At 55.8% G+C, this 24,589-nt stretch carries 22 protein-coding genes; 10 read left to right on the plus strand and 12 right to left on the minus strand.

Annotated features, from left to right (window positions below):
- Nucleotides 1–18 precede the first annotated feature (18 nt).
- From BUC26_RS05335 to BUC26_RS05355, 5 genes are all read right to left on the minus strand, one after another.
- On the minus strand, nucleotides 19–249 hold the full coding sequence (locus tag BUC26_RS05335) for a DUF4911 domain-containing protein (RefSeq protein WP_073373974.1): 231 nt from the start codon (nucleotides 247–249) through the stop codon (nucleotides 19–21).
- A gap of 5 nt (nucleotides 250–254) precedes the next feature.
- Nucleotides 255–1,697: an adenylosuccinate lyase gene (purB, locus tag BUC26_RS05340; RefSeq protein WP_073373976.1), complete on the minus strand. Its 1,443-nt coding sequence runs from the start codon at nucleotides 1,695–1,697 to the stop codon at nucleotides 255–257.
- Nucleotides 1,698–2,476: 779 nt separating this feature from the next.
- Nucleotides 2,477–4,177: a single-stranded-DNA-specific exonuclease RecJ gene (gene recJ, locus BUC26_RS05345; protein ID WP_143165915.1), complete on the minus strand. Its 1,701-nt coding sequence runs from the start codon at nucleotides 4,175–4,177 to the stop codon at nucleotides 2,477–2,479.
- Between the two features lie 15 nt (nucleotides 4,178–4,192).
- Nucleotides 4,193–5,140, minus strand: a complete 948-nt coding sequence (miaA, locus tag BUC26_RS05350) for a tRNA (adenosine(37)-N6)-dimethylallyltransferase MiaA (protein WP_084540467.1) — start codon at nucleotides 5,138–5,140, stop codon at nucleotides 4,193–4,195.
- Nucleotides 5,088–5,669, minus strand: coding sequence for a ComEA family DNA-binding protein (locus BUC26_RS05355; protein ID WP_208609733.1), 582 nt, complete (start codon nucleotides 5,667–5,669; stop codon nucleotides 5,088–5,090). The genes miaA and BUC26_RS05355 overlap by 53 nt, the downstream gene beginning before the upstream one ends.
- Before the next feature lie 88 nt (nucleotides 5,670–5,757).
- On the opposite strand from BUC26_RS05355, the gene BUC26_RS05360 reads away from it, so the two are divergent.
- The 4 genes from BUC26_RS05360 (at nucleotide 5,758) to BUC26_RS05375 (ending at nucleotide 9,471) form a co-directional block, all read left to right on the plus strand.
- Complete coding sequence (locus BUC26_RS05360; RefSeq protein ID WP_073373984.1) at nucleotides 5,758–6,240, plus strand: tRNA (cytidine(34)-2'-O)-methyltransferase; 483 nt, start codon at nucleotides 5,758–5,760, stop codon at nucleotides 6,238–6,240.
- Between the two features lie 160 nt (nucleotides 6,241–6,400).
- On the plus strand, nucleotides 6,401–7,486 hold the full coding sequence (gene serC / locus BUC26_RS05365; protein WP_073373986.1) for a 3-phosphoserine/phosphohydroxythreonine transaminase: 1,086 nt from the start codon (nucleotides 6,401–6,403) through the stop codon (nucleotides 7,484–7,486).
- 183 nt (nucleotides 7,487–7,669) lie between these two features.
- Nucleotides 7,670–8,731, plus strand: coding sequence for a dual-specificity RNA methyltransferase RlmN (gene rlmN / locus BUC26_RS05370; RefSeq protein ID WP_073373988.1), 1,062 nt, complete (start codon nucleotides 7,670–7,672; stop codon nucleotides 8,729–8,731).
- On the plus strand, nucleotides 8,728–9,471 hold the full coding sequence (locus BUC26_RS05375; protein WP_073373990.1) for a SagB/ThcOx family dehydrogenase: 744 nt from the start codon (nucleotides 8,728–8,730) through the stop codon (nucleotides 9,469–9,471). Before rlmN ends, BUC26_RS05375 begins: the two co-directional genes overlap by 4 nt.
- 64 nt (nucleotides 9,472–9,535) lie before the next feature.
- Here the strand turns inward: BUC26_RS05375 and BUC26_RS05380 are convergent, their stop codons facing one another.
- The 6 genes from BUC26_RS05380 to BUC26_RS05405 all read right to left on the minus strand — a co-directional run bounded on the left by BUC26_RS05380 (nucleotide 9,536) and on the right by BUC26_RS05405 (nucleotide 15,163).
- Nucleotides 9,536–10,129, minus strand: a complete 594-nt coding sequence (locus BUC26_RS05380; protein ID WP_073373992.1) for a 2-oxoacid:acceptor oxidoreductase family protein — start codon at nucleotides 10,127–10,129, stop codon at nucleotides 9,536–9,538.
- A gap of 179 nt (nucleotides 10,130–10,308) precedes the next feature.
- The gene (locus BUC26_RS05385; protein ID WP_073373994.1) at nucleotides 10,309–11,145 is read right to left on the minus strand and encodes a 2-oxoacid:ferredoxin oxidoreductase subunit beta; all 837 of its coding nucleotides are present in this window, start codon (nucleotides 11,143–11,145) and stop codon (nucleotides 10,309–10,311) included.
- A gap of 46 nt (nucleotides 11,146–11,191) precedes the next feature.
- Complete coding sequence (locus BUC26_RS05390) at nucleotides 11,192–12,337, minus strand: 2-oxoacid:acceptor oxidoreductase subunit alpha (RefSeq protein ID WP_073373996.1); 1,146 nt, start codon at nucleotides 12,335–12,337, stop codon at nucleotides 11,192–11,194.
- On the minus strand, nucleotides 12,324–12,734 hold the full coding sequence (locus BUC26_RS22650) for a 4Fe-4S dicluster domain-containing protein (protein ID WP_084540468.1): 411 nt from the start codon (nucleotides 12,732–12,734) through the stop codon (nucleotides 12,324–12,326). Before BUC26_RS22650 ends, BUC26_RS05390 begins: the two co-directional genes overlap by 14 nt.
- 160 nt (nucleotides 12,735–12,894) lie before the next feature.
- Nucleotides 12,895–14,511, minus strand: coding sequence for a DUF445 family protein (locus BUC26_RS05400; protein WP_073373998.1), 1,617 nt, complete (start codon nucleotides 14,509–14,511; stop codon nucleotides 12,895–12,897).
- Nucleotides 14,495–15,163, minus strand: a complete 669-nt coding sequence (locus BUC26_RS05405; protein ID WP_208609735.1) for an HAD family hydrolase — start codon at nucleotides 15,161–15,163, stop codon at nucleotides 14,495–14,497. The genes BUC26_RS05400 and BUC26_RS05405 overlap by 17 nt, the downstream gene beginning before the upstream one ends.
- A 177-nt stretch (nucleotides 15,164–15,340) precedes the next feature.
- Between BUC26_RS05405 and BUC26_RS05410 the strand changes: the two genes are divergently transcribed.
- The 5 genes from BUC26_RS05410 to BUC26_RS05430 all read left to right on the plus strand — a co-directional run bounded on the left by BUC26_RS05410 (nucleotide 15,341) and on the right by BUC26_RS05430 (nucleotide 20,485).
- Nucleotides 15,341–15,988, plus strand: a complete 648-nt coding sequence (locus BUC26_RS05410; RefSeq protein WP_073374001.1) for a succinate dehydrogenase cytochrome b subunit — start codon at nucleotides 15,341–15,343, stop codon at nucleotides 15,986–15,988.
- A 73-nt stretch (nucleotides 15,989–16,061) separates the two neighbouring features.
- Nucleotides 16,062–17,990: a fumarate reductase/succinate dehydrogenase flavoprotein subunit gene (locus tag BUC26_RS05415; RefSeq protein WP_073374003.1), complete on the plus strand. Its 1,929-nt coding sequence runs from the start codon at nucleotides 16,062–16,064 to the stop codon at nucleotides 17,988–17,990.
- A 43-nt stretch (nucleotides 17,991–18,033) separates the two neighbouring features.
- Complete coding sequence (locus BUC26_RS05420) at nucleotides 18,034–18,789, plus strand: succinate dehydrogenase/fumarate reductase iron-sulfur subunit (RefSeq protein ID WP_073374005.1); 756 nt, start codon at nucleotides 18,034–18,036, stop codon at nucleotides 18,787–18,789.
- Nucleotides 18,790–18,893: 104 nt separating this feature from the next.
- Nucleotides 18,894–19,916 carry an NAD(P)/FAD-dependent oxidoreductase gene (locus BUC26_RS05425; RefSeq protein ID WP_073374007.1) on the plus strand — a complete coding sequence of 341 codons (1,023 nt, stop codon included), beginning with the start codon at nucleotides 18,894–18,896 and terminating at the stop codon, nucleotides 19,914–19,916.
- Nucleotides 19,917–20,203: 287 nt separating this feature from the next.
- Entirely contained in the window at nucleotides 20,204–20,485 is a 282-nt protein-coding gene (locus BUC26_RS05430; RefSeq protein ID WP_167369256.1) for a hypothetical protein, read from the plus strand.
- Here BUC26_RS05430 and pepN read toward each other — a convergent pair.
- Nucleotides 20,482–23,142, minus strand: coding sequence for an aminopeptidase N (gene pepN, locus BUC26_RS05435; RefSeq protein WP_073374008.1), 2,661 nt, complete (start codon nucleotides 23,140–23,142; stop codon nucleotides 20,482–20,484). The genes BUC26_RS05430 and pepN overlap by 4 nt on opposite strands.
- 192 nt (nucleotides 23,143–23,334) lie before the next feature.
- On the opposite strand from pepN, the gene BUC26_RS05440 reads away from it, so the two are divergent.
- Nucleotides 23,335–24,558 carry an LL-diaminopimelate aminotransferase gene (locus BUC26_RS05440; RefSeq protein WP_073374010.1) on the plus strand — a complete coding sequence of 408 codons (1,224 nt, stop codon included), beginning with the start codon at nucleotides 23,335–23,337 and terminating at the stop codon, nucleotides 24,556–24,558.
- The last annotated feature ends 31 nt before the right edge of the window (nucleotides 24,559–24,589 follow it).

Below are 24,589 nucleotides of genomic sequence, written 5' to 3' on the forward strand. Positions count from 1 at the left end.
ACCAGAACCGCTGAGTTCTCAGACCAGTCGATTGCGCTTGATCGTTGGCGCAAGCGCTGTCAGCAGACCGATCAGGTCGGGCAAGGATTCTTCGGCGCAGCGCAGCCTGATCAGTCCGCTCGTGCTCGACAAAGACGACAACACGGCCAGGTTATCGTAACCTTCGAGGATAAACTTGACCAGATGAAATTGTCGCGGCTCGATCCGAAAGAAGGTTTCCGTCAATCGTTTTTCTTGAAAAACGGTCATGACGTTCAGACGCGCAACGAAGCATCGACAGTGCCGATGCTCTCCTTGTTTTTCTCGAGTATCGGATGGACGTATTCTTCAAGAAACTCCTCGGTCTGCCGGCAGGCCCGTCCGGTGAATTGGCGGTAATCGCCGGTCATCGCGGTTAATTCGGAGCCATTGAGGGGAATGCGGGGATCATCGGCCAGACGGAGAAGCAAATCGTTATCCCGGGCCTCCTGTTTGACCATCAACCCGGCCGCCACGGAGTGCTCCTTGATGACTTCGTGCATCAGCTGTCGACTGCAGCCACGGTTGACCGCCTCCATAAGGATCTTCTCGGTGACCATGAACGGCAGCTCGGAAGCAATATGTTTTTCAATTTGTTTCGTATATACAACCATATTTGATGTTATGTTAATAAACAACTTTAATATTGCGTCTGTCAACAAAAAGGCCTGCGGGATATCCATTCGGCGAATAGCTGAATCATCGAGTGTTCGCTCGAACCATTGGTTTGCATATGTCGAATAAAAATCAGCGGGTAGTCCCATCAATTTGCGGGCCAGTCCGGTCATTCGTTCCGATCTCATCGGGTTACGCTTATAGGCCATTGCCGAAGAGCCGGTCTGATTACTGGCAAACGGCTCCTCCTGAACCTTGAGATTGGAGAGCAATCGTAGGTCAACAGCAAATTTGTGGGCCGTTGCAGCGATTCCGGCGAGTATCTCGACCAGTTTAATATCGTGTTTTCTGCTATATGTTTGGCCGGTTACCGGATATGAGCCGACGAAGCCGAGTTTTTCCGCGACCAACTGGTCAAGGCGGCGGACTTTTTCGTGATCCCCTTGAAAAAGCTCGAGAAAAGTGGCTTGCGTGCCGACCGTGCCTTTGGCGCCACGCGCCCTGAACCGTTCCAGAAATGCCTCGATAGAATTGAAATCTGTTAACAAATCAAGCAGATAAAGCGTGTTACGTTTACCAACGGTGGTCGGCTGTGCCGGCTGGTAATGGGTATACCCGAGGGTCGGCAGGTCTTTATATCGCTCACAAAAAGCTGCCAACTGATCGATAACATTGAGTAAACCAGCCCTGATCAGATGCAAGGCGTGACGCTGAATAATCAGATCGGTATTGCAGACAACAAATTGCGATGTGGCACCGAGGTGAATTATAGCTTCGGCCTTCGGACATTTGGTGCCGAACTCGAAAACGTGAGCCATCACATCATGGCGGATCTCTTTTTCTTTTTCTCGGGCAAGACCATAATCGATGTTGGTGAGATTTGCCTTCATCTCGTCAAGCATATCCCGGTTGATCAAGCCTGTCAGGCCCAACTCGTATTGTGCTTCAGCCAGGGCCAGCCAGCAGCGCCGCCAAGTTGTGAACTTCATTTCGTCGGAAAAGAGATACTGCATTTCAGGGTTGGTATAGCGACCGACCAACGGCTCCTGATAGACCGTATGCATGAACAAACTCCCTTATTGCTTTAAGTATATTTTCTATATACCTGTTTTATAGTCGATAAAAGGACATCACACGTTTTTTTCACAGGCTAGGAAAGCGACTTTTACCACGTTCGCCACCAAAGAGAAAGCCGTTTCATCGCTATATGTTTATTATGTCGCATAATGTATATTATGTAAAATAAATGGCCGAAGCAACTCGATGCAACGTGCGTCCGATCATCATAGATTGAAAATATATGTTTATATAACGGCATGTTACTTTCATCTCAAGGGATGTCCTCGCCCACCTGGCGGCGACACAATTGATCGAGTCGGGATGCACAAATATCACGGCAACCACTCCCAACAACCAGTATTTGCCGATTGACCTAGAGACCGCGCCGATGGGAACGTGAACCGTTTAGTCCCATATCCGAACCCCGGGAACGAGATAATACCAACGTTGAAAGCTCTTTCACACTGCTTCGAGCGTTATACTACCTAACCCACTCCAAGCCAGCAGAGACTGGCTATGATGTGCGGCACGTTGATCTGCGGAAAATCACACTACAGAGAAGAACCAAACAGGCAACGACAGCTAACGCCAGTCCCCGCACCCGCTCTGCTGTTTACACAGAGCGAAAAGATCTGCGAACACCGAACAGGGGCCCGCGACTGGTCTCAAAAGGACCGCCAATGAGAGACGGTGCTGACCTTCAGGCTCGACTCAATACTTGGCCGATCTGGAAAATGTTCTCGTTTGCAGGCGCTCGCCCGTCTTTCATGGTCTTCATTTTCTACTATTGCCAAATGTTTTCTGCTCGTATTTTCCAACTGATATGCCCATTATAAGAATCAATTACCGGTGAGTACAACAATGAGCACGGGGCGGAAAGATCAATGGCACGAGCCGCACCACCGAGGCGAAAACCAACCACTGCCAAGTTCTGATACGAACCGCGAGCGACGGCCTTAAAGTGCTCGCCCTGCCCACCAAAAAGTGAAAGCGACACCAACCGAACGGCGTCATCGATAAAGAGCGGTCGCGGATTCCCCTCGCCAAACGGTTCCAGCTGTTTCAGGTTGTTCAACAACAGCGGATCAAGCGCTTCGCGCAGTGGCAGGGCCACCGGCCCGACCATCTTCACTTCGCGGTCGCCTTCAGCAGAACGCTGCTCGGCAAACATGGTGCGGGCGGTCAGCTGAAAAGCCGATTTGAACTCCTCGAACAAAGCAGGTTGCAGGGAAAAGCCCGCGGCTGCCGCATGGCCGCCAAAAGAGGTCAAGTAGCGTGAGCACGAACACATGGCATCATAAAGATGAAACCCGGCCGGAGCCCGGGCTGAACCTTTCATTGCGTGATGATCGCCGCGGCCGGAACTGCAGACCAGTGCCGGAACCCCGTACCGCTCTACCAGCCGAGCCGCGGTGATGCCAAGAATCCCTTCGTGGAACGAACCGTGCAATACTATACTTTTATCGCGCTCTATTGAGTAGATATCAATTAAATGTAATGCATTTTCTAGATCATGTTTGCCAACTTGTTTCCGTTGCGCATTCAACGCAACAAGCTGGCTGGTCAGACCTTTGAGTTCGTCTTGGTCCCGTCCGGCCAGGACGGCCAGCGATACGTCCGCCGCCCCGAGGCGCCCTGCCGCATTGAGCACCGGTGCGATATGAAAGGAGACCTGCTCACCACTCAGCCAATCACCGGTAATACCCAGTTCCGCCAGAAGCGCCGTCATGCCCGCTCTTCCGGAGTGCGCCAGTACCTCGAAACCACCCTTGACCAGGAGTCGGTTGACTCCGGTCAACGGCACGACATCGGCAATGGTACCGATGCACACGAAATCAAGAAACGATTTCATGTTTATCTCGCATTTATCTATTTTGTCGATTTTATTTCCGTTAATTCGAGCACGAATCGCCGCTGCCAGATAAAACGCCACACCGACTCCGGCCAGATCCTTGCAGGGAAAACAACACTCCTGCTGTTTGGGGTTGATCACGGCGTCAGCCGCTCCGACATCCTGCGGCACCTGATGATGATCGGTAACGATGACTGTGAAACCGAGTTCTTTGGCACACGCTAGTTCCCGACGATTACCGATACCGCAGTCGACTGTTATCAATAATTTTTCAGCAGACATCTCAGCGGCAAGCAGACGCAGCGCCGGTTCGTTGAGTCCATATCCTTCGCTGAGGCGATTGGGGATATAGGACCGAACGGAGACACCAAGCTGGTTGAAAAACTCGACGAGCAACGCCGTCGCGGTGATGCCGTCGACGTCGTAATCCCCCCAGACCAGAATGTCGTGGCCCTCGCTCAGCGCGGTTACCACTAGATCGACAGCCCGTTCCATCGAACGAAACAGATTCGGCGACGGCAGATCAGCAAGGCTCGGATAAAAATGGTTCGCCACGGTGGTATCGTCCGTTATCCCCTGCCGCTGCAGATGAGTGCGAATTGCCGGATGGATGGAAAGGCGTGGTGTGATCATGAGGGCCTGCAAGAGTTACATGTGAGGAGAGACGGTACCTTTGAGCCAGCCACCGATATGATTCAGCAACCGACCTGTATCGCTGACCGGCAACCAGGTAATGGTTTGGTCCTTGCGAAACCAAGTCATTTGTCGTTTGGCATAGCGCCGTGTATCACGAGCGAGCTGTTCCAGGAGCTGTTCACGCGACCAATTTCCCGACAGATAGGTAAGCATATGCCGATAACCGATAGCCTGCATCGACTTCAGCTCCGGGCAGTAGCCCCGCTGCAGTAAGCCGCGTACCTCCTGCTCCAGGCCGCTGTCAATCATCTTCCGTGCTCGCCTGTTGATCCGCTCGTAGAGCACCGGCCGTGGACAATCGAGTCCAATGGAGAGCACCCTGGCAAAAGCGATTTTCCCCGCCGCCGATTGCTGCTCGAGATGGCTGGATAGCGGAGTTCCGGTTATTTGATAGACCTCCAGCGCCCTGATTATGCGTGCCGTGTCATGCGGGTGAAGACGGCCGGCTGTTTGGCGGTCGCAGGCAGACAATTCCCGATAGAGCATGTCACTACCCTCCTCGTGCAGCCGCTCGGTCAATTCCCGGCGAACTGCCGGGTCGCTCTCGCCACCGGTAAACAGGCCATGCAGCAAGGCCCGCAGGTAGAGACCGGTCCCGCCAGTCAGCAGTGGTAGCGCGTTTCGCTGGTGAATCCGTCTGATGGCAGCCAGAGCGTCTTCGACAAAACGAGCCGCATGATATGGTTGATCCGGGTCGACGATATCGATAAGATGATGCGGAATTTCCCGCCGGAGTTCAGGTTCGATTTTGGCCGTTCCGATATCCATGTACCGATAGACCTGCATCGAATCAACACTGACAATCTCGCAGCCGAATTTCCTGGCAATCGCCAGCGATAAATCGGTCTTACCGACGGCAGTTGGCCCGATCAGCACAAGAACGGGGTTTTCGATGAGCATCGATTTCCCTCGGGGGTTCATCAAACAAGAAAAACTCTCGGAATTGCCGGGACCGGACCGGACCAATTCCGGAAACACGGGTGAGCTGCTCGGCGCTGTCGAAATTCCCGGACCTCTGCCGTTCGGCGACGATGCGGCGAGCGAGTTCCGGGCCGATACCGGGAACGATCTGCAACACGGCCTCACCGGCCCTGTTTACCGGAACCTTGCCGCAAACCAGGGCGACAAGCCGCGGGACTGCCGTTGCGCATTGGGGCAGCGGCTCGCCGGTCAACATCAACCGGTTGCCCTGTGCGACCAGCGGGTCGGGCGTAACGCTGGTTCCGGCACGTTCATAGCGCATGTCGGCCGAGATCGCGCTCACCAGAACGGTTGCCCAGACAATGATCACCAATACCGGGATCCGTGCATCACGATGGCTAGTGCTTGGCTGGTTCATGGCAACGGAAAGACAAGCGGTACGGAGAAAAACAACGAGACGCGCCAACAATACAATACAACGAAAGCGCTGCCAATCCCCTTGTTTCAATAGTCCTTGTTTCGCACTGCGCGAAGGAGTATATAGCGTTTGCGCAATAATAAACCGTTTCCGGGCAAACAGATGGTGCCCCGTAGCTATGAGCCATTTCAACATCGTCCTTGTCGAACCGGAAATACCCCCCAACACCGGTTCGATAGCCCGCTTGTGCGGGGCGACCAATTGTACCTTGCACCTGGTTCAACCACTGGGATTTTCCACAGAAGACAAGCACTTGAAACGCGCCGGCCTGGATTACTGGAATCAGGTCAGGATCGTTGATTGGCCTGACCTGGAAACCTTCCTGGGTCGACAGGAAGAACAAAAACTCAAATTTTTTACGACCAAGACCAGCTGTCGTTATACCGAGGCGCGCTATCAGCCGGACGATTTCCTAATCTTCGGCAAGGAGTCGAAGGGACTGCCACCACAGATCAGAGCTCTCTACGGCGATCTCTGCTTCACCGTACCGATGGCCAACCCGCACATCCGCAGCCTCAACCTTGCAATGACGGCAGGTATCGTTTTATATGAGGCCCTGCGCCAACAGGAGGAGCGTGGCGTAACGAAAAAGCGGTCCTGATTTTTGGGGGATGGGGACCGACTCGTGCCGCGAGACGACAAGACGATTTGAAATCATCCTCCGACAAGCAGCACCGGAGCATACAACGCCCTGATGGACCACCGCCGGATACCGGTAAGAACCACTCAGGTCGACCAAACCAGATAAGGAGAAACACCCGATGACCGACAGAGTTTTCAATTTCAACGCCGGACCGGGCACCCTGCCCGAGGTGGCACTGGCGCAAGCCGCCAAAGATATCGTCAATTACCAGAACAAGGGCTTGGGCATCATGGAAATGAGCCATCGCTCCAAGGAATTCATGGCGATTGCAGACCAGACCGAGGCCCTGCTCCGCGAACTGATGGCTATTCCCGATAGCTATCGGGTGCTGTTTCTCCAGGGAGGCGCCTCGAGCCAGTTCTTCATGGTCCCGATGAACCTGCTGGCCGGCGATGCCAAAGCAACCTACCTGGATACCGGCACCTGGTCCACCAAAGCAATCAAAGAAGCTCGTCAATTCGGCACGATAGATGTCGCCTACAGCGGTAAAGCAGAGAATTATCGCCGGATCCCGCAGCCGGATGCATATCAAATCGACGATGACAGCAGCTACCTGTACCTGGTATCGAACAATACCATTTTCGGTACGCAATTCGCCGCTTTCCCGAACAGCTCAAAGATGCTGATCGCCGACATGTCCTCCGACATCCTTTCGAGGCCCATCGAAGTCGGCAGTTTCGGCCTGATCTTCGCCGGTGCCCAGAAAAACCTCGGTCCGGCCGGGGTCACCATTGTTGTCATCCGCGAGGATCTGCTGGACCGTGCTCCCGACTCCGTTCCGACCATGCTGCGCTACAAAACCCATGCGGAAAAAGGATCAATGTTCAATACTCCGCCCTGCTTCGCCATTTACGTTGTCGGGGAAGTTTTGAAATGGCTCAAAGCGCAGGGCGGCGTGCCGGCCATGGCCGAGCGAAATGAAGAAAAGGCCCGCCTCCTCTATCAGCTGATCGACAGCAGCGACTATTACCGCGGACATGCCGAACCAGATTCCCGGTCCCGGATGAATGTCGCCTTCAATCTGCCAACTGCCGATCTGGAATCAAAATTCGTAGCCGAAGCAACGGCGCAAGGGATGATCGGTCTGAAAGGGCACCGCTCCGTCGGTGGCTGTCGTGCCTCGATCTACAACGCCTTCCCGCTCGACGGGGTACGCCGGCTCGTTGCCTTCATGGAAGAGTTTGCCGGCGCCAATCCGGCTTAGGCGGCCCCTATACGATGGCATACAGGAGCATCGTCGGCAGACTGCCGAGCCAAAAAAATCACCTGCCACCTGCCGGACCTTCCGGGGCGGGACAAACCAGGCTGCCGGCCACCGGCGAAATAGTTCGCGCCGGCTGGCAACGAACGCCGGCCGGCGAAGAAGCGCACGCCCTAGTGACAACCAATGCTGATCGATTGCAAAAACCTTGACCGGGCGGGTCTCGAACGGTTCGCCGAATCACTCGGTCAACCACCGTTTCGCGGCAGGCAGATCATGTCGTGGCTCTATCGTCCCGGCATTACCGATTTCTCGGAGATGACCGATTTGGCCAAGTCGTTTCGTGCCCTGCTGCCGCAGCACGCCTACATCTCCCGTTTCGACGAACCACACGTCGAGAGGTCACAGGACGGCACCGTCAAATTCGGTTTTCGCCTGGTTGACAACCGCGTTGTTGAATCGGTGCTGATCCCTGAAGAGGACCGCAATACTCTCTGTGTCTCAGCGCAGGTTGGCTGCGCCATGGTTTGTTCATTCTGCCGTACCGGCAGCATGGGCTTTGCCAGGAATTTGCTGCCGGCGGAAATCGTCAACCAGGTGAGCAGCGTTCGCGACTTTCTGCTCAGCCGGCCGGAGCAGCGTCCCGGCTGCGGGCTCGGTATCACCAACCTGGTATTCATGGGCATGGGCGAACCGTTGAACAATTTCGATCACCTGCTCACCGCACTGGCTATCTTGACCGATCAGAAAGGCCTGGACATGGCGAGCAGGAGGATCACCGTTTCCACCTGCGGCATCGTGCCGAACATGCAACCATTGGGTGAGAAAACAAATGTCAACCTGGCCATCTCTCTGCATGCTGTTGACGATGACACAAGAAACCAGCTGATGCCGATCAACCGGCGCTATCCGATCGCCGTGTTGCTTGAAGCCTGCCGGAATTATCCGATGCGCAAGCGCAAGCGGATCATGTTCGAATACCTGTTGTTGGACGGCATCAACGACTCCGACGGCGAGGCCCGGCAGCTGGCCCGTCTCTTACGAAAGATACCGTGCAAAATCAATTTGCTGGCCTATAACGAATGTGAAGGGATTCCCTACCGCCCTTCGCCGCGTGAACGAATACTCGCCTTTCAGGATATCCTGCGGGCCGCCAACTATTCGGTATTTATCCGCAGCAGCAGGGGCGGAGATATCTCCGCCGCCTGTGGGCAGCTGGCCAGCTCCCTGACCGCCGATACGAAATGACCGACGATCTTCGAAAAGCGCCGGGAACCGCCTTCCTGCTGCAGACCCGACTCGATCGGGACACTATCCGCAGCCGAACCAGGCCGTACTATGACCCCGCCGAACCGTTCAAGAGCTATCCGCAGGCGCCCAAAACCGCCCTGCCCCGCACCTCCTGGCAGCTCTCCGAAGCCCGCATCATGAAATTGTTGCAGCGCCGGCGCTCAATAAGACGTTTCGCCGCCGAGAAGATCTCTCTGGAAGACCTGGCTTTTCTGCTCTGGGCCGGCCAGGGAGTAACCGCTCAAGCCGGCAGTCACCTGTTGCGAACCGCTCCGTCGGCCGGCGCGCTGTATCCGATCGAGACGTATGTCAGTGTCCAGCGCGTCGCCTCTCTGGCCGCGGGACTCTATCACTTCAATGTGCGGACGTTTGAACTCGAATTGCTGACAAAGGGGTGCCAGGGGACGCGGCTGGCCGAGGCGTTTCTTGGCCAGTCATTTGTCGATCATGCCGCCGTCTGTCTGCTCTGGTCGGCGGTCATCGGACGCTCGGTGGGGAAATACGGCGACCGCGGCATGCGTTACCTGCTGCTCGACGCGGCCCATATCTGTCAGAACGCGCTGCTCGCCGCCGAGGCGCTTGGTTTGGGCGGCTGCCCGGTGGCAGCCTTCTATGATCAGGAGATAAACCAAATCCTGGCCATCGACGGCATTGAAGAGACGGCCATCTATGGTGCAGCGATCGGCAAGAAACGGTAGCTCTAAGCAGCAAAGCCGCGCCAAACGCGAAATCCTTGCTGCTCCGATCAGGGTAAATAACTACTCAGACCTCGGCTTCCCATTCGTTGGCAAACGAACGGGGCAGGCTTGCCAGGTCCACCTTCTTCGCCTCGTCGATTCCGGCCTGCAAGGCGTCTCTGTTCATATTTTCCGTTCCTTTCGGCACCCTCGACAACAGGGTTTTCTCCAAGTTCTTCAGGTTTACCTGACCGCTTAGATACCCTATCGCGCCGAGCGCCACCATGTTGGCGACGAGTTCGCGACCGATCTCCTTGCGGGCGATCTTGGTAAACGGAATTGCCACCGCCCGACTGGTCGGCAATTGTTCAACTAGGCCGGCATCGACAACGAGCAGGCCATCGGGCTTGATATCGAAAAAATAGGCATCGCAGGATGCCTGGGTCATCGACAGCAGCAGGTCAATCTGCATTGCCTTCGGATAATCGATCGGCTCCGCGCACATAACCACTTCCGCCTTGCTCTTGCCGCCACGAGCTTCTGGTCCATAGCTTTGTGTCTGACAAACGTATTTGCCGTCCAGGGTGCCAACGGCGTCGGCGAGGACGACTGCGGCAGTGATAATGCCCTGCCCTCCCGATCCGCTGAAGCGAATTTCGTATCGAGGTTCACTATTCATCGTTGTTTCCCTTTGGTTCAATTATCAACAGGGAACCTTGAAAAATTATCATCCCGCTCAATCTTATCGTTGCGCAATCACATTTTATCCTGGCATTATCATGTAGATGCCTGTGGTAAAATTTTCTTGCGCGTCTCGATTTTGAACGAAATTCCAAAATTTTCAAGCTCCCCAACTATTTATTGAGGAAGCTGACAGGATTCCTGCCTGATCCGGTCGTATTCCTCGGAGGAAACGGGCTTGTCGACATCACAGAGGACCCCGATGGTGAATTTGCCCCGCATCTCTTCCGCACTCATCTTGGCAGCCTTGGCCACCGGTACCGCTCGATCCCTAAATCCGGTTATCATCGTGACGGCATCACCGAGCTTGTTTCTCCGGCCATGCTGAACATGACAGTTGGAAATCACTTCTACAACGGAAAAACCACGCTTTGTGATCGCTTGTTCAAGTAACTTATCAAGTTGCGCGGCATGATAAACGGTGCCCCTGGCGACAAATACCGCCCCGGCTGTTACCGCCAACTCGGCGATGGAAAAATCATGCTCGACATGGCCATAGACCGATGTCGTCGATTTGCTGCCGTACGGTGTTGTCGGCGAATATTGGCCGCCGGTCATGCCGTAGGTGCTATTGTTGATGATCACCGCGGTAATGTTGATATTTCGCCGCGCCGCATGGATGAAATGGTTGCCGCCGATAGCGGTGGCGTCGCCGTCGCCCATCACGGTAATCACCTTCAGCCGCGGTTTGGCAAGTTTGACGCCGGTAGCAAAGGTGAGCGCCCGTCCATGGGTGGTGTGCAATGTATTAAAATCTATGTACGTCGTCAGCCGGCTGGAACAACCTATACCCGAGGCAACCACCACGTCGTCTTTGGGCAGACCAAGTTCATGAATGGCCCGCAGCAACGATCCAAGAACGATGCCGTTACCGCACCCGGGGCACCAGACGTGGGGGAATTTTTTGTCATGCCGTAGATATTCATGACGAATGACTTCTGTTTCAACTACCATCTCGATTCTCCTTGGAGGATTGATCTTTCCACGAGGTCTTCCCCTATTACGACACGCCGAGGATCTGTTTGAGGATTTCATCCGGCGTGATCATCTGGCCGTCGATGCGATTATACTTGACCACTCTGGTTCCGGTCTGGTTGACCCGGTTGATTTCCCTGGCCATCTGGCCGAGATTAAGTTCCGGAACGATCGCCGCGCTGCATTGCCGCAACGCCGCGTCAACCGCCTTGCGCGGGAACGGGAACAGAGTTATCAACTGCAGCATTCCCGCCTTGATACCGTGGGCCCGAGCCATTTTGATGGCCTGCATCGCCGCCCGCGACACGCAACCATAGGCGATGACACAGACATCGGCATCTTCCATCATCTGGGTCTTGGTGATCATGATTTCGGAAAATCCCTTGGTAATCTTGTCATGCAGGCGCATCAGAAACGACTCAATCTCCTTGGGCTGCTGGGTCGGATAGCCTCGCTCGTCGTGTACCAGGCCGGTAACATGATGCCGGTACCCTTCTCCAAAGGAGGCCATATCCGGAACGCCACGATTATTGTCGGCGTACGGTTTGTACCACTCGGGCGGTACACTGGGTGCGATACGATCGACTACCCTGATTTTATCCTGGCTCGGCAGCACCACGCATTCCCTGGTATGTGCGACGACCTCGTCGGATAGCAGGATGACCGGGACCCGATATTTTTCGGAAAGGTTAAAGGCGCGAACGGTAATCGAAAAACAATCGGCGACCGACGATACGGCAAGCACGATGATCGGATGGTCGCCATGGGTGCCCCAGCGCGCCATCAACACGTCACCCTGAGAGACATTGGTCGGCAACCCGGTACTCGGGCCACCGCGCATTACGTTGACGACGACACACGGAACTTCGGTGATACAGGCATAACCGAGGTTTTCCTGCATCAGCGAAAACCCCGGTCCGCTGGTGGCCGTCATCGATTTGACGCCGGCCAGTGAAGCGCCGATAATCGCCCCCATCGAGGCGATTTCGTCTTCCATCTGGATAAACGTGCCGCCGACCTTGGGCAGCATGACCGACAGGAGTTCACTGATTTCCGAGGCCGGTGTGATGGGATAGCCGGCAAAAAACCGGCAACCGGCCGCCAGCGCGCCATGCACGACCGCCTCGTTGCCCTGCAATAACAATCTTTGACCTGTTTCAGGCGACGCCATTGGTCTTCCTCCTTTCCGGATAACGCTTCTTCACGGTAATGGCAAAGTCAGGACAATGTATTTCGCAGTTCCGGCAACCGATACATGCGTCCATATCCTCTATATAAGGGTGCCCCAGTTCATCGACCATGATGATCTTCACCGGGCACATCGCGCTGCAGATACCGCACGATTTACACCACTCATAAAAGAACACGACTCGGTAGAGCGTCTTTTTGCCTTTCTTTTCATCGGCCTGGTCGACCAGCTGCGCAGCGTCCTCAGCCAGCTCCTGTTTCTGGTCGACTTGGCCCGCGTCTATGGTTTTTTCGCTTTCCGCCGATGTGCTGTGCGACCGGGAAGAAGCGCTCTTGCGGCTCTTCGGCGCAACGGGTTTACCTTTGTCTTCTTTTTCCATGGCTCCTGCGCCTCGCCTGGCGCTGTGGTAATGGTCATGTTCGGGAGTCTGTCAGCGCTCCCCTTTTGTTCGCTAACCCTTTATTATTAACATCCGGCCCTGTCAAGGACATTGTCGCCGGAAAACAGCTGCCCGGTGTTTACCGGTGGCTACCAACTCCTCACGGTGAAAAATAGACCAGCACAAAAAGATTGGCACAGCCGATGATAAATCCAAGTAACGCTCCGAACAAATTGATGTACTTGAATTGTTCCTGCATAATCGACAGCAGCAGCCGCTCCACCTGGAGCAGGTCGAACGAGTCGATCTTTTCCGTCACGATTCTGCTGATATCGATTGATTTTACCACACCGGGAACCTCGGATACCAGCATTGCCGTAGCCATTTCCCGGGTTGAACGGTACAACCCGTCACGGACGCCGGCCGGAATAATGTGGTCGAGCCGGCCGACCGGCCTGACAAGCAAACTGTCGAGCAGGCTACCGATCAACTGATCGATCACCTTACGGTTTTGCGGCGATCGCAACGCCGATGAGGTCGTCGCCTGCAGCCACTGTCGCAGACGATCAATTCCCTCCGGCCCGAAGACATCGGCCACCAGTCGGCCGCTCTGCCGCCGGCCCTGCTCCAGATGGTCCTCCAGCAGCTCTTCGATCATGATCGCCAAAGTGCGTGCCGTCGCCCTGCCCCTGAGCAGCAGGACGATCTGATGTGCCGCTTCGTCGCCGAATGCGGTAATGCGCTGCCGATCGACCTGTGCCAGCATCTCCGGAAGAGGAGTGGCCAACAATACCGCGGTTCGTTCAACAAGGGCGGCGGCCACCCGGTACCTGATCTCGTCGCTGTGCAGCAACGCCTCGATATCGTCCTGCTTCTCGTCGAGATAGTGCCGAATTTTTTCCTCCACCTGGTCCATCTTCACGAAATTTTTGATCATGCCGGCCATCGGTCCGAGTGTTTCGATAAAATCTTCGATCGCTCGACCGATGGCCCCGATCAATTTTTCACGGACATCTTCATCCCTTACGACATCACCAAGTTTTTGCAGCACAAACGGAGTTTGGTCGCGGATGGTATCGATAATGAGTTGCTGCAGACTGGCAGGTACTACCTGCTGCAAGGATTTACCCTGGTCGAACAACTCCTCGAGTCGACTGCCGATAAAGTCGCGAACCCAACGTTCCATGGCCGGGCTCGCGAACATCGCCGTCAGGCTCCTCTCCACCTTGTTGTAGACGACGGCTCGCCGATCCCTGTCGATAAAATTCTCGATCGGCTGCGCCGCCAGGCTTTCGATCAGACTATCGAGGCCCTGTTGGATCGCCGTGGCACAGGTCTGCGTCTGCAGGAACTGGTGGACCGTCTCCTTGATCCGGTAACTCAGAGTCCTGTAACCGATATCGAAATAAGCTTTATACGCCGGCGGGATCAGCGACGGCAACGGGCCAAGGTCCTGTTTGAGCAGGGAGCCTACCTTCGATTCGATCAGGGATGCGAGATGGTCCTGAAATCCTTCCCGTCGGAGCGAATGGTTGATCGCTTCGCTGGTCAGCAGCTGCTCTCCGACCATCTCTCCGATATTGACCGCCAGCTGATGGCGCTGTGCCGGTATAACGCCGGGCGTCATCGGCACCCTGATTCGGCCGACGCGCCATTGGTGCAGCGGCCGGAACAGCATCCTGATGGCCACCCGGTTGGTCAGATAACCGATAAAGGCACCAAGGAGCGGCGGTACCGCATAACCAAGCAGCGGGGCCAATTCAGCAAAGGTGGACATAATCGAGGAGCTCGTGCGGGTGATCGATGACCAGGTCGGCGCCCGCTGCCACCAGTTCCGAGGGTTCGCGGAACCCCCAGCTGACACCGATGCAACACATGCCGGCCGCTCGGCCGGTGGCCATATCGACCGAGGAGTCGCCGACAAAGGCGCACTGTTCAGGCAGGGCGCCAACGACGGCAGCAATTTCCAGGGCCGATCGAGGGTCTGGTTTTCGTGGCACCCCGTCGCGCAATCCGTAGATCACGGAAAATGCGATATCAGAAAAAAACTGCGACACGCAGACTTTGGTGAACTCATCAGGCTTATTGGACAAGATCGCCAGCGTGATCCCTTTGTCAGTCAATCGGCGCAGTACCTCGTCGATACCCCCATACGGTCGGGTCTTCACATTGAGATGGCGACGATACAATTGTTTGAAGCTCTCGACAAAACGATCCGGCAGAGGCCCGGCATGATCCTTCGGCAGTGCCCGTTCCAGCAGAACCTGCACGCCGTTGCCGACAAAGTGCCGATAGGCGTCGACGGGATGCACCGGCATGCCGAACGCTGCCAACGTATTGTTGGTCGCATCGGCAATATCCGCCAGCGAATCGATCAAGGTGCCGTCGAGGTCGAAAATCATCGTTGAACAAGTCGGTGCTCTGCTCATGACAATCAGCTTATCTCTCTGTTTTTATTGGATTGATATATTCTAAAAGCAACTATCAAATTTATTGATCAGCGTTTGTCAAAAGAAGTCTTTTCTTTTTGTTCCAGATATATAAATATGGCTCTGTTTGGCACAATCTCCCCAAATCAGTATCTTTATATCAGAGAGGAAACTTCCATGTGGTTCATCTCATTTGTCAATTCGTCTATTGGCAGAAAAGCAATCATGGCCGTTACCGGCCTGTGTCTCATCAGCTTTCTCGCCATCCATGCCTTTGGTAACGCTGCAATATACATGGGCAGCAAATATTTTCAAATCTATGCTGACACACTGCACGGTTTTCCGGTACTGGTCCTGCTCTTCGGCCTCGGTTTGCTGGTAATCCTGACGGCGCACGTCGGTTTTGGCGTCCTGTTGTTTTTTGAGAAGCGCAAAACGCAATCACGCTACCGAGTCGCCACCAGGGTGGTCGAAAACACCTTCGCCTCACGGACCATGCCGTACACCGGCCTGTTCATCCTGCTCTTTCTCATCATCCATGTCTTCGGCTTCAATATTGCTGTTCCGGCGGACGTGCCGATCAGCGCCGTGGTCAAAGATTATCTCAGCGGCTTTTTCTACAGCCTATTCTATATCGTCGCCTTTGTCGCGCTGGCGATCCATCTCAACCACGGATTCTGGAGCATGCTGCAGACCTTCGGGGTTAATCATCCCCGCTATAATTGTCTCATCGCCACTTTGACCATCGTCGTGCCGGTCGCCTTTCTCGTCATTTTCGGCGGTATTCCCATCTATTTCATGACCGGAGCCGGCGCTTCGTTTTAGCAGATCTCATATATCAACGCTCTTCCCGGGTTGCGGATCCTTGTCCGGGAGTCATAGAAAAAAAGGTTCAACCATGGAACTCAATCCGAACATTCCATCCGGGCCCCTGGCGGAAAAATGGGATAATCACCGGTTTACCAGCAAACTGGTCAATCCTGCCAACCGCCGCAAATTTAAAGTAATCGTCGTCGGCACCGGCCTGGCCGGCGCGTCCGCAGCGGCCACGCTGGCGGAACTCGGCTACAAGGTCGAGGCCTTCTGCCTGCACGACAGCCCGCGCCGCGCCCATTCGATCGCTGCCCAGGGCGGCATCAACGCCGCCAAGAACTATCAGAATGAAGGCGACTCGGTCTTTCGTCTGTTCTACGATACCATCAAGGGCGGCGATTTTCGCGCCCGTGAGGCCAACGTCTATCGTCTCGCCCAGGTTTCGAACAATATCATCGATCAGTGCGTCGCTCAGGGCGTCCCGTTTGCCCGGGAATACGGCGGCACGCTGGCTAATCGTTCGTTCGGCGGCGCCCAGGTCTCGCGGACCTTTTATGCCCGCGGCCAGACCGGCCAGCAATTGCTGCTCGGCGCCTATTCCGCTCTGTCCCGGCAGATCAAGAAGGGTGGCGTAACAATGCACAACCGCCGGGAAATGATGGACGTGGTCGTCGTCGACGGCCGGGCCCGGGGCATCGTTGTGCGCAACATGATCAACGGCGCCATTGAGACCTACAGTGGTGACGCGGTGTTGCTCTGTACCGGCGGCTACGGCAACGCCTACTTCCTGTCCACCAACGCCATGGCCTCAAATGTCACGGCCGCCTGGCGAGCCTGCAAACGGGGCGCGGGTTTTGCCAATCCGAGTTTTGTTCAGATTCACCCGACCTGCATCCCGGTCCATGGAGACTATCAATCGAAACTGACCCTGATGAGCGAAAGCCTGCGCAACGACGGGCGGGTCTGGGTGCCGAAAAAACAAGGTGACAACCGGCCGCCGTCGCAGATATCCGAAGATGAGCGCGACTATTACCTGGAAAACAAGTATCCGAGTTTCGGCAACCTGGTCCCCCGCGACGTCGCTTCGCGCAACGCCAAAGAACAATGCGACGCGGGCAAAGGGGTCGGCAGCACCCAGCTTGCCGTCTATCTCGACTTCGCCGAGGCCATCAAACGCGACGGCGAGGACGTTATCTTCAGAAAGTACGGCAACCTGTTCCAGATGTATCAGAAGATCACCGATTCTGATCCGATGAAGGAGCCGATGATGATCTATCCGGCCGTCCATTATACGATGGGCGGACTCTGGGTCGACTACAACCTGATGACGACCATCCCAGGGCTATTCGCGCTCGGCGAATGCAATTTCTCCGACCACGGCGCCAATCGCCTCGGTGCCTCCGCCCTGATGCAGGGTCTGGCCGACGGCTACTTCATCATCAACACCTCTGTTGCCCACTACTTCGGTTCCACTCCGCTTGCCGCGGTCGACACCTCGCACGAGGCCTTCACGGCTACCGCCGACGAAGTTGCGGCCCGTGTCAAACGTCTGCTGCAAAACAGCTCCGGCGGTCCCCAAGGCAAAGTCACCGTCGACGAAGTGCACAAAGAACTTGGCAGGTTGCTCTGGGATCACTGCGGTATGGCCCGCAACAAGGAAGGCCTCGAATTGGCGTTAGCGAAACTGCCCGAACTCAAGGATCGCTTCTGGAATCGGGTCTACGTGCCCGGCACCGAAAAAGATATCAACCAATCCCTGGAACGAGCCGGCCGGGTCGCCGATTTTCTCGAGTTTGCCGAATTCATGGTGCGCGACGCGCTGGCTCGTGAAGAATCGTGCGGCTGTCACCTGCGTGAAGAGAGCCAAACCGAAGAGCACGAGGCCCTGCGTAATGACGAGCAATACTCTCACGTCAGTGTCTGGGAGTTCACCGGTGACGATCAAGCGCCCGAACTGCACAAGGAACCGCTCGCCTTTGAAAATGTCACGCCTTCTCAGAGAAGTTATAAATAGCAATCTGTCGAGCCCATACAACAATCTCAGACAACGGTAGAGCATGAGTACAATAGACCTGAAATTACTGATCTGGCGCCAGAAAAACAGCGACTCTCTGGGAGATTTTGAAACCCATGTCCTGAAAGATATCTCGACGGACATGTCCTTTCTTGAAATGCTCGATGTGCTCAACGAAAAACTCACCAAGGACGGCATGGAACCGGTCGCCTTCGACCATGACTGTCGTGAAGGCATCTGCGGGATGTGCGGCGCCGTGGTCAACGGAGTCGCCCATGGACCGGAAAAGGAGACCACGCTCTGCCAATTGCACATGCGTAAGTTCGCCAGCGGCGATACCCTGGTGATCGAGCCTTTCCGATCACGCGCCTTTCCGATCAAAAAGGATCTGATGGTCGACAGATCCTCTCTCGATCGGATCATCCAGGCCGGTGGCTATGTTTCGGTCAACACCGGCGGCGCTATCGATGGCAACACCACCCCGGTTTCCACCGAAACCGCCGAACTGGCCATGGACGCCGCTGCCTGCATAGGCTGCGGGGCGTGCGTGGCCAGCTGTCCAAACGGCGCGGCAATGCTGTTCACCGGGGCCAAGATCTCGCAACTCAGCTTGCTGCCCCAGGGTCACGCGGAACGAAAACAGCGGGCCACAGCAATGGTTGCCCAAATGGATAAAGAAGGTTTCGGCTATTGCTCTAACGAACGGGAGTGCGAAGCGGTTTGCCCGAAGGGTATCTCGATCAGTTCCATAGCACGGATGAACCGGGAATACCTCAAGGGCGTCTTCTTCGGCAGATAACCGGCCGGTGGTCAGCCGTATCTCTCAGATTCAGCGGCTGACTATGCTGCAGCCCGCCCGGTTACGGGACAGCAACAGACAGCCCCGCCAATTGCTCGTTATCGATGGATTATGACGCCGTCGTCATTGGCGCCGGGCCTGGCGGACTGCGCTGCGCGCAACATCTCGCCAACCGGGGAGTGCGGGTAGCCGTGCTTGAACGCAGGTCTGCTGCGGGACGAAAGGTCTGTGCCGGCGGCATCACCTGGAACGGCTTGCTCGGCAGCCTCCCCGAGTCTCTGTTGGAGGCTTCTTTTGCCAGCCAGACCATCAGCACCGGCAGACGCCGAGTCACCATCCGTGAGCCCCATCCGCTGATCGCGACAGTCAACCGGCAACGGCTCGGCCAGTATCAGGCCGAACAGGCGGCTCAAGCCGGAGCGGAGCTGTTGTTCGATGCACCGGTTCTAAGGATCAACGATAAAGAGATCTTCTACCGCTGGCGCGGCAAAGAACGACGCCTACGCTGCGGCTATCTGATCGGAGCCGACGGTTCGAATTCACTGGTCCGCGCCTCGCTCGGTCTGAAAACGCAAAGGCTGGGCATCGGTATCAATTACTTCGTCCGACGAACCTATGACGAGATGATCTGGCACTTCGACGCTGCCCGTTTCGGCAGCGGTTATTCCTGGGTCTTCCCGCATCGGGAAACGATGTCCGTCGGGGTTTATCGCGGCACTAGAAAAGGCTCAGCCGCCTCGTTACAGCGCCAGCTTCTTGGCTGGCTCGGCACGATCGGTGTCTCTGTGAACCGCGTTGCCGTCGGCGCCGACCTGGTCAATCACGATTATCGCGGTTGGCGCTTCGACCGCTGCTTTCTGATCGGCGATGCAGCCGGTCTTGCTTCACCCCTGACGGGCGAGGGAATCTACCCGGCAGTCGTCTCGGGAGAAGCGGTGGCGGCGGCCATTGTCGATCCGTCGGGCGATCAATCAGCCATCAATATCTTACTTAAAAAACACAAAAAACATCGAATTATGTTGAATCTTGCCGAGACAAATCCGCGGCTCGCATCATTGTTGGCCGAGCTTTCCGCCCTGCTGCTGCGCTATCGGCTCTTGTCCAGTTCATCCTTTGAAATGGCCTGAGACATTTCGTGCACAACCGGTTTTATATGAAAATCAGTTCCCCGGGCTGGTCGGGTCTGCCGGAGGCTGCATCGCGAAGGCCCGGTGGTCCGGAGAATCAGGCCCGAAGGGTTGCGGACAGGGACGTCCGCAACCGGCGGTCAGGCCATGGATGGCCTGTCTGCCGGCCTCGGAGGCCAGCCGATCAGGCCGCAGCGCAGCAGCCGGAGGCAGGGCCGGCCAGTCCTTCCGACTATGGCTCCAATTTTCATTGTTCGTTGTGACTTCCTGTCATGGGGGTTAGTCAAATGTCACCCGATCGCTCCCCGAAAAAAAATCGTTTGAAGAGGCTCAATATCGCTTTTGCGCTCTTGAGCATCACCGTTCTGCTCTTCTTGCTGCTCGCCCCGGAAGAGACGACGACGCCGTTGCCGGTCGACGAGATCCACCTGCCCTTCCACCGCATCACCGACAAGAAAGAGGCTGAGACGCACTGCCAGCGCTGTCACGGTCCGACCGGCGAAGCACCTCTTCCCGACGACCATCCGCCGCCCTATCGTTGCCTGTTCTGTCATAAAAGAGACGGTTAATCGCCGGTCGGTGCCAGGCTTTTGCTGACAATCTCATAAACGTCTCGCGATATCCCTGCCTGTCCTCCAATCTCCTGGAGAATCTGCTCCATCAACTGCCGGCGATCCTTGGTATATCGCCTCCAGGTGACGAAGGGTTGCATCAGCCGCGCCGCAAGCTGGGGGTTGAGCGGATCGAGTTGGCAAATCCGGTCGGCCAGGAGACGATAGCCGCGACCGCTTTCGTGATGAAAATGGACGTGGTTCTGACCAAACACCCCGAGCAGCGAACGCACTTTGTTGGGGTTTTTCAAGGAAAAGGCCGGATGATCCAATAATTTTTTAACCCGGTCATAGGTATCTGCAGCCGGAGATGCAGCTTGGAGAGCAAACCACTTGTCCATCACCAGCGGGTCGCTGCGCCACTGGTTCTCGAAATGATCAAAGATCTCGTCTCGCAGGGCTCCCGGCACCTGGGCAAGAGCCGACAGGGCACCGATCTTTTCGGTCATGGTGCCCCCCTGCCGATACTGGTGAGCGCATAATTCGAGCAGATCCTGCTGCTCTTCGCCCAGCAGCACCAGATAATCGAGACACACCGCCCGCAGACTGCGCCTGCCGACCTGATCACCGGTCAATCGATAGGTGGCTGACGGTTCGTTGTCATGGTACAAGTTCAACAATCCGTCGGCAAGCCGGCCGGCCAGCTCCTGTTTGACAAAACGGCGGGCTTCGTGCAGCGCGACCGGATCGATCTGTTTTAGTGCCTGCAGCAGATGGTTCTCCGCAGGCAGCTGCAGAGCCAGAGCAGTCAACGAGCGATCGTCCGTCGGATGGCCGACCAGATAGTGAATCGCTTCAAGATAGACGGGGTCGAGCTCCATGGTTTCGGCGGCAACCAATTTCGCCAGACATTCAAGAATGACCGCCTCAGCCAGTGAAAAGGCAGCGTCCCATCGATTGAACAAGTCGGAATCGTGCTGCATGACAAAAGCCGCTTCTTCCCTGCTCTGGAACGGATTGACAATGACCGGCGCGGAAAAGCCGCGCAGAAACGAGAGTACCGGCTTCTCAGGCACCTCACGAAAGACAAAGTCCTGCTGTACCTCTTTCAGCTCGAGCAAGAGATCATTGCCCCGCCGCTCGTACGGGCAGGAAACTCTGGCCGCCAGGTCGCCGCCATCACTACCGAGCAGCCCGACAAGAAGCGGCAGATGCAGCGGCAGCTTGTCCGGTTGGCCCGGCGTCGCCGGCGTCGCCTGAGCAACAGTGACGACGTAGGTGCAATGCCGCTCATCCCACTGCTCGGTAACCGTCAACCTCGGGGTGCCGGCCTGCACATACCAGTGCTTAAACCGGGTCAGGTCCCGATCAGCCGCGTCGGCCAGGGCTGCGACGAAATCGTCGCAGGTCACGGCCTGACCGTCATGCCGCTGGAAATAAAGGTCCATGCCGCGACGAAACGTTTCCGGTCCGAGCAAGGTGTGCAGCATCCTGATGACCTCTGCTCCTTTATTGTAGATGGTAACCGTATAAAAATTATTGATCTCCAGGTACTGATCGGGCCGGACCGGATGGGCCATCGGTCCGGCATCCTCGCGGAACTGGAATTGCCGGAGCAGGCGAACGTCCTCTATGCGCTGAACCGCAGCGGAATTCATGTCGGCCGAAAACTGCTGATCGCGAAATACCGTCAATCCTTCTTTCAGGCTTAGCTGAAACCAGTCCCGGCACGTTATCCGATTTCCGGTCCAGTTGTGAAAATACTCGTGGGCGATGACCCCTTCGATGGCCAGATAATCCTGGTCGGTCGCACTGCGTGGGTCGGCCAACACATACTTGGCATTGAACAGGTTGAGTCCTTTGTTCTCCATCGCACCCATGTTAAAATCATCGACGGCGACAATCATATACTGATCCAGGTCATATTCCCGTCCGTAGACCTGTTCATCCCACCGCATCGCTTTTTTCAGCGAGACCATGGCGTGCTTGCATTTATTGCGATTGCGTTCATGGACATAAATCTGCAGGGTTACGCGTCGTCCCGATGCGGTAACGAACTCGTCTTCGATCTTGACGAGATCGCCGGCTACCAGGGCAAATAGATAGCTCGGTTTGGGAAACGGATCCTGCCATTCGGCGAAATGAAAACCGTCGTCCATCTCTCCTGCAGCCACCAGATTGCCGTTGGCCAGCAATACCGGACACTCCTCTTGCGGTGCTTCGATACGTGTCGTGTAGCGGGCCAGGACGTCGGGACGATCGAGAAAGTAGGTTATCCGGCGAAACCCTTCCGCTTCACACTGGGTGCAATAGATGGCGGAAGAACGGTACAAACCGCTCAACGCGGTGTTGTCTTCGGGATCGACCCTGGTGGTAATTTGCAGCTTGAATACATCCGGAACGTTTTCGATAATCAGTTCCCAATCCGTCACGCAAACGTCCTGCAACGATATCCGCCGGTCATCGAGACGCAGCTCGACCAACTGGAGTTGTTCGCCGCAGAGGCGCAGCGGTCCATTTCTCCTGTCGGCCGACGGATTGCGCCTGATCATCGAACTGGCCTGGACGAGCGTACCCCGCTGCTTGAGACGAAACGTGAGGAGTAACTCGTCGATAAGAAATTCCGGTGGCCGATAATCAATCAGCCTGATCGGTTGGAAATTTTGTCCGTTCACTCCATTACACCTTGTAAATCATGAACCGGGCAGCCCATACGTCATCGAGAACGTTGACAGGCGCCGCCTTTTCATGCTAGTTGAAACGTTTCACCGTCCAATCTGCCTGTGCAGCACGGACGGAGGGTTACCGGTCTGATACCGCCAATGAGCGCTTGGTCGCGCTCCGCTTTTCTTACAGGATATATAACCATGATCACGATAAACGAGCATTACAAGAAATTGCAGGCATCCTATCTCTTCTCCGATATCGCCAAAAGGGTAGCCGCCCACCAGCAGGCTCACCCCGATCAGCGCATTATCAAACTGGGCATCGGTGATGTGACCAAACCGCTGCCGACGGCCTGCATCGAGGCATTTCATCAGGCCGTCGACGAAATGGGGCGGGAAGAGAGTTTCCGCGGTTACGGACCGGAACAGGGTTATCCGTTTTTACGTGAGAGTATTGCCAAACATGACTTCCAGGATCGCGGCGCCACCATCTCCGCCGATGAAATCTTCGTCAGTGATGGTGCCAAATGCGATACCGGCAATATCCAGGAACTCTTCAGCACCGATATCGTCGTTGCGATACCGGATCCTGTCTATCCCGTATATCTCGACACCAATGTCATGGCAGGTCGTACCGGTACGTACGAAAACGGCCGATACTCTGGTGTCGTCTATCTGGAATCGCTTCGGGAAAACAATTTTATCCCGGCTCTGCCAGCCACGCCTGTGGATTTGATCTACCTGTGTTTTCCGAACAATCCGACCGGTTCCACCATTTCCCGTGCAGAGCTGCAGACCTGGGTCGATTACGCCCGTGACAATCGGGCCTTGATCCTCTTCGACGCGGCCTATGAAGCGTTTATCCGTGATGAATCATTGCCCAAGTCGATATTTGAACTCGACGGCGCCGAGGAAGTGGCCATCGAATTCCGCAGCTTTTCCAAGAGCGGCGGATTTACCGGCACCCGCTGCGCTTACACGGTCGTGCCGAAAGCCTGCATGGCCTACGATAGTTCCGGCAAACCGCAGTCGCTGCACGATCTCTGGCACCGTCGTCACTCGACGAAATTCAACGGCGTCTCCTACCCGGTACAACGGGCGGCCGAAGCACTGTACAGCGCCAACGGCAAACGACAGGCCAAAGAGTTGATCGAATATTACCTGGATAATGCCGCCCTCATCAGGACTGCGATGACCGAGCTGGGTTACGCTTGTGTCGGCGGCGACCACTCCCCTTATATCTGGATCGAAGGCAGGGGTGATTCCTGGCAGTTTTTTGATCGACTGCTCCAGCAGGCCGGCGTCGTTTGCACGCCGGGCGCCGGTTTCGGCAAGTGCGGTGCCGGCTATATTCGGCTGTCCGCTTTTAATTCACGGGAAAATGTAGAGGAGGCGATGGAGCGCATCAAGCAATCGTTCGGCTAGCAGGGCGGCAATCGACAAGCCGGCGGATCTT

It is taken from the genome of Desulfofustis glycolicus DSM 9705 (genome assembly GCF_900130015.1).
In the GTDB taxonomy this organism is placed as follows: Bacteria; Desulfobacterota; Desulfobulbia; order Desulfobulbales; family Desulfocapsaceae; genus Desulfofustis; species Desulfofustis glycolicus.